Origin of the sequence: Vibrio sp. V39_P1S14PM300 (assembly GCF_009904765.1) — a bacterium.
Classification (GTDB): Bacteria; Pseudomonadota; Gammaproteobacteria; order Enterobacterales; family Vibrionaceae; genus Vibrio; species Vibrio proteolyticus.
Window position 1 is genome coordinate 1 of sequence record NZ_WXWP01000128.1, and the last position, 5,727, is coordinate 5,727.

Below are 5,727 nucleotides of genomic sequence, written 5' to 3' on the forward strand. Positions count from 1 at the left end.
GCGTACAGTACCCCCCCTACTAATTAAGCGTTTGACTATCCCTATAGGAGACGAGGATGAAAGATAGACGATCATCGCGATTCAATCAAATTAATTTCATCTCATTATTTGCATTTTTTGATATGAAATTGATTTCTGTGCGTGTATTTGTTCCAAAGCTCACAAAATATGAATTCCATCGGTGAACGAATAGGAGGAGTTGTCACCTCTAATGATACCTTTCCTGCTCATAATTTGGATGTAAGTTTGTTTATGAAACTTTAACTACTCATTAGCCGTTTTCAGAGTTTGAGTCTTTAGAAACAAAAGCTAGGAATATCATTAGGTGGCGTTCATTTTTTCGGTTTGTTCATAAAAAATGAACAGAAGAATAAAATGAACGATTGATGTGGTTCTTAGTTTGAGGAGATCTCGCTAGCGTAGAGGTGGCTATGGCATTTAGGGCAGATTGGTTTACTAGGTAGCGTAACTTGCCACTGGCATTGACACATGATGCACTCAAATTGAGCTGAACGTCTTGGCACAGGTGCTGGCTGGATAGTTTTCGTTGTTGGTTGCCATGAGTCGGAGCGTTGAAGCTTGATACTCCTCTGGTTGCGATGACGGTGTTGGTCATTATGAAGGCTAGGAGTAGGGGGCGGAGTGTACTGAAATGCTTTTAAGGATAATCGCTCAGTCGCTTCTTGCTTCAATTGAGCATAGCGTGGGTGAAATACCCACACTTTAAATTCGACATCGTGTTGAAGGTAATCTTTTAGTCTGTCTAGTTGCCGAATCCCTGAGACTTTATCATGTGTAAATAGGTGATGTGTATCATCCAGCTTGATTTCGAGTATACCGCATTGCCTGTTATGTGGAATAAGCAATTCACTTGGAAGTGGACGGTTTGGGTGGGTAAAGTAAATAACAAAGGTGAAATTACCGACTTGGCCCATTATGTCTACAACACATTTCTCAAATGAAGCTTCTTTATCGACGTTATCAAGTAAGATGGTGGATGACTTAGCAACTAAAAAATCTTCTTTGAAGCACTTTCCTTTTGCTTGTTTTGTGAGAGAACTCCTGTACTCAGGAAGAACAATAGATATACCTGTTTCTATCACTTGTCTCGCCATCATGCGCACAGAAACAAAAAAAGAAAAATCACATTCTTTATCAGTTCCTTCAACCTTTCGGCTAGCATGCGCAAAGTGCCATTGCTTTTCTTCACCTTGTCTCGCAATCAGTGGTGTGTGGCAAGAAGGGCATATACAGCCGCAATTCTTCCCTCGCACAACATCTGCGACATCAACGAATGTCTGCTCTTGAGTTCTTAAGCCGAAAGGCACATGTTGAAGCATCATCAAAACGTGAATAACTCTCAATTTAGTGACGGTATGTGCTGATTTTAGGCAAGATTGCTTTATAAATATGTTAGATAGGTTATGAATTGTGCCTTTGTTTTCGTATTGTCTTTTATACAATCGATTATTAACTGCATGAAAATGATGTAATTGTCGGGGCTAAATATGGATGAGTTTGAGCTAATTGAGCAAAAGATTCATGAGCTGAAAAAGGAGTTGGCTCAACTTGAACAGCAGAAGCAGCGTCTATTGACGCAGGAAGCGATTAACAAGAAGCCAGTATGTGAAATGTCACCTCAACAAAAACTGTCTATCTATCAGAGTTATTTTAAAGGCAATACTCAATGCTATGCGCATAGGTGGCAGAATCAACAAGGCAGAAGTGGTTATGCGATTGCTTGCGAAAACGAGTGGCATCAAGGCCTATGTGGCAAACCTAAAGTAAAGTGTTTGGAGTGCCCTAATCAAGTATTCAAGCCATTAGGTGATGATGCTGTGTATGGTCACCTTACTGGCAAAGAAGTTGTTGGTTTGTATCCTATGCTAGCGGACAACACCTGTTGGCTACTCGCGGTTGATTTTGACAAAAGTGATTGGCAAGAAGCCTCTCTTGCGTATGTCGAAGTGTGCAAACTAAAAGGTATCGATTGTTTATTAGAGCGATCTCGTTCAGGTCAGGGAGCACATGTATGGATTTTCTTTGCACAAGCGACTGATGCAAAAGTGGCTCGACAATTAGGGTTCTATTTGCTTGATGAAGCCATGAAAATTCATGGCGCTTTGTCATTTGATTCCTATGACCGCCTATTCCCCAACCAAGACGTGCTACCTATCGGGGGAATTGGGAATCTGATAGCGTTGCCGTTACAAAAACAAGCTCGTGCAAACGGAAACTCGGTGTTTGTTGATCAGTCCTTTACACCATATTCTGATCAATGGGAGATGTTAGCGTCGATGGGACGACTATCTATTGAGAAAATAGAATTACTTCTCGAAAGCAGAGTGGAGCATCGAAATTATGCTGAGGATGGTCTGTCGATTAAGCCTTGGGAGCGAACAGTGAACACTACCGTTTCCATCCCAGACAGACCTATGGCGATAGACATTGTTCTTGCTAACCGATTGTACATACCTATAAGTCAAGCTCCGAATTCTTTAATCGCCCAGTTTAAGAAATTGGCATCCTTTTCGAATCCTAAGTTTTTCAAAGCCCAAGGGTTGCGTTTATCTACCAACGGAATTGCACGTTTTATATGTTTGGCGGAGTTAGACAGTGGTTATTTGAGCTTGCCGAGGGGCTGTTGGGATGACGTAAAGGCTATTTGCTCAGAATTAGATATTGCTCTCCAAGTAACGGATAATCGTTTTGTTGGTCAGGCGCTAGCAGACATGACATTCGTTGGCTCGTTGCGCTCTGCGCAAAGTAAAGCGATTGATGAGCTAATGCAGCATGACATCGGTGTCCTTCATGCTCCAACTGCCTTTGGCAAAACGGTAACGGCAATCGGTTTAATACAAAGACGAGGGGTCAATACCCTGGTGTTAGTGCATAACAAGCAGCTTGTTGACCAGTGGCAGGAGCGCTTAAAAGCTTTCACCCAGGGTATCGATATCGGCGTGTATACAGGAGCCAAGAAGAAACCAACAGGACAAGTTGATGTCGCGACTTATCAAAGTTTGATAAACAGAAGCGACAATAGTGTTCATGCTCTGGTGAAAGAATATGGCCAAATTATTGTGGATGAATGCCACCATCTATCAGCACCACAATATGAGCAGGTGTTATCGGAAGCGCATGCTAAGTACGTCGCTGGGATTAGTGCAACACTTGAAAGACGAGATGGGTATCAACCGATCATATTTATGCAAGCAGGTAGAGTAAGGCATAGCATAAAGTTAGACCGAAACAATCAGTTTGCTCAGGTACTAGATCGCCGAGAGCTGACCCTGGAAGTGCCTTTACATTTATCTTCGAATGAACCTAAACCTCATATCTCTGAAATTTATCGTTGGTTAATGCTTCACCCTGTACGTAATGCCGCTATTGTCGAGGGAATTCAAAACGAAGTCGCTAATGGCCGAGTTCCGATCGTATTAACCGAACGGAGAGAGCACGCCAATATCATTGCTGGTTTGCTTAATGATGCGGGGATTACACACCAAATATTAGTGGGTTCGATGAAGAAAAAGCAGCAAGCTGAGGCGATGTCGAAGCTAGACAGTACACAAGTTATTGTTGCCACAGGACGTTTTGTAGGAGAGGGCTTTGACCTTCCACGCCTAGATACTTTGATATTGGCGTTGCCTGTGTCTTGGAAAGGATCGTTAATCCAATATGTAGGGCGAATACAGCGTGATTACAAAGGAAAAGAGGAGGTGAAAGTGATCGACTATGTTGATGCAAAAATTCCAATGCTGCTCAGGATGTTCAATAAGCGAGAAAAAGGGTATCGGGCACTTGGTTTTTCATCAGAATCAATAATCCAAGAGCAATTGATTTAATCTTGGTTTTACCTCGATATCTAACAGGTATCGATAAACGCTAAGCACTTCTACTTAAGTTACTTGAAGGTTACTTCTGTACAAGGTAATGATTGGACTTGTTGTTTAATTTTTCGGCACTAAGCTTTAGACACTAACTTTTAGTGTCTAAAGCTTAGTTTTATTTAAGTATATGAAATTATTTGTTTTTTCTTTTTTGGTTGGTTTTTTTGATGAGGCAATCTTTCTGAAGCTGGCGAGAGTGTAATTTGTACTATCGTGATTAAGGCATTGTTTTGAGCAAGGCTTATATGAAGAACAAGGCTAAGGCTACAAGAAGTAATAACGAGCAGGTTGACCTAGACGGAAAGTATTAAGAATAGCCTCTATTTGAGGCTGCACAGCATAAAGCTGTGCTTTTTAAGCGGCATACGCCGCAGTAACGATTGATGGACATCATGCACAATAGCTTTCTTGCAGTGTATCCTCTAATTCTTTGCCGAGAATAATCTCAAAGTCAGTAAATACAGTGATAGGACGGCAAGCATTGCCTTTTTCCTCGAACTGGATGAATCCTTTTGATGATAAGTCGTCGAGTGTTCGTGAGAGTTCGCGGATATGATGACCGCTAATCTCCGCAAGCTCAGCTAGGCTTTCAGGCTTTTCTCTACTGATCTGATGCATTAGTTCGATATTCTCGTTACATAAGAGCTTTGAGGCTTCATTTAGTGACGTGAACCAAAATGTGGGTAGATCCTTGTTATGATTAGTGTTGCCAGAGGTCACATTAATCATGTGTCTACGAATGAGATCTTCCGACATAACCCCAATGCGAGCTTTCATTAGTACCCCTTTCCGAACGAAATAATAAAATTCTAGTGTATACAACACTGTTCTGAAAGAAAAAGTGGATAGTTACGTCCAACGAAAATACGATACCAATGGACACAAATTTCGAGATCGTGAGGCCAAGAGAAATAATGAAACCCTAGTCTCATTGCGCCTTTTCGGTTCAGTCTATACTAAGGTCTACTAGTATCTTCATTATAAAAACACTGGTGTATGAGCTGATCAAACTAGACTAGAGGTTTGGTTTTCGAGCGATATAGTCTTTTGTCCGCACTGCGAAAATCCACCTTAGTCATTGTCACGCATTTGAATTATGTACAGCGTAAAGCGGTGCTATCGAAGCGGCATGCGCCGCAGCAACGAGTGATGGGCATTATGCAAGATAGCTTTCTTGCAGTGTATTCTCCAATTCTTTGCCGAGAAGAAGAATTAAACCTTACTTCGCCTTCAGCGTAAAACTCTTGAGCGAAGGGGAGATATAGGGTCAAAGCATTTGCGTGAGATACTAGCACGCACGTATATCAGTCCATGCTAGAAATGGAAAAGGGCGCATAAATGCACCCTTTTGGTATGATTGGTCTCAGAACTTTTCGGGAACATGCCACAGTCAAAAGTGGAGACCGTTTTTTTCGGAATCAACAGCTTAATGCGCTATTGATGTAAAATCTGTATGATGTAGCGATAGTATAACCGACACTGGCGGATTGAGCAAGGTATGCGAATTTTCAAAGAGATTAACCGAGATCTGGAAAAACAACAGCTGTTCTTTATTGAATGCTGGGCCAGCATGAGCAACGTCAAAAGTTTAGACAGTGATCGAGTCTCATATAATAACCCGCTAAATTCGGTGTTAGAACTGCTGGACTTATACTCTCTGGGAAACAAGCATCGAGCGCCTGAAAAACGAAAGCACGTTGTTGAAGAGCTTACTTCATTTATTGATAAAGATACAATTTTAAGTGCTGCGTGCTTTAATGATATTCCTAAAAAGTTAAATGACATCTTTTCTGATCATGGTGAACCACTTGAAAACCAAAAGGAATTGGTTGTCAGC

The 5,727-nt window shown here is 41.5% G+C and carries 4 protein-coding genes; 2 read left to right on the forward strand and 2 right to left on the reverse strand.

From position 1 onward, the window contains the following. Positions 1-395: 395 nt before the first annotated feature. Positions 396-1,343: a competence protein CoiA family protein gene (locus CAG65_RS06285; RefSeq protein ID WP_102507398.1), complete on the reverse strand. Its 948-nt coding sequence runs from the start codon at positions 1,341-1,343 to the stop codon at positions 396-398. 165 nt (positions 1,344-1,508) lie between these two features. On the opposite strand from CAG65_RS06285, the gene CAG65_RS06290 reads away from it, so the two are divergent. Further along, a complete protein-coding gene (locus CAG65_RS06290) occupies positions 1,509-3,845 on the forward strand; it encodes a TOTE conflict system archaeo-eukaryotic primase domain-containing protein (protein WP_161452891.1) in 2,337 nt (778 codons plus the stop codon). A gap of 435 nt (positions 3,846-4,280) precedes the next feature. Here the strand turns inward: CAG65_RS06290 and CAG65_RS06295 are convergent, their stop codons facing one another. Further along, positions 4,281-4,667 (reverse strand): HVO_A0114 family putative DNA-binding protein, encoded by a 387-nt coding sequence (locus CAG65_RS06295; RefSeq protein WP_161452893.1) that lies wholly within the window; start codon positions 4,665-4,667, stop codon positions 4,281-4,283. A gap of 721 nt (positions 4,668-5,388) precedes the next feature. Here CAG65_RS06295 and CAG65_RS06300 point away from each other — a divergent pair. Further along, on the forward strand, positions 5,389-5,727 hold a 339-nt coding region (locus tag CAG65_RS06300), incomplete at its 3' end, for a hypothetical protein (protein WP_202599292.1).

Excerpts from the sequence above, each read along its gene's own strand:
- CAG65_RS06290 (WP_161452891.1), top strand. The coding sequence starts at position 1,509 with ATGGATGAGTTTGAGCTAATTGAGCAAAAGATTCATGAGCTGAAAAAG.
- CAG65_RS06295 (WP_161452893.1), bottom strand. The coding sequence starts at position 4,667 with ATGAAAGCTCGCATTGGGGTTATGTCGGAAGATCTCATTCGTAGACAC.
- CAG65_RS06285 (WP_102507398.1), bottom strand. The coding sequence starts at position 1,343 with ATGATGCTTCAACATGTGCCTTTCGGCTTAAGAACTCAAGAGCAGACA.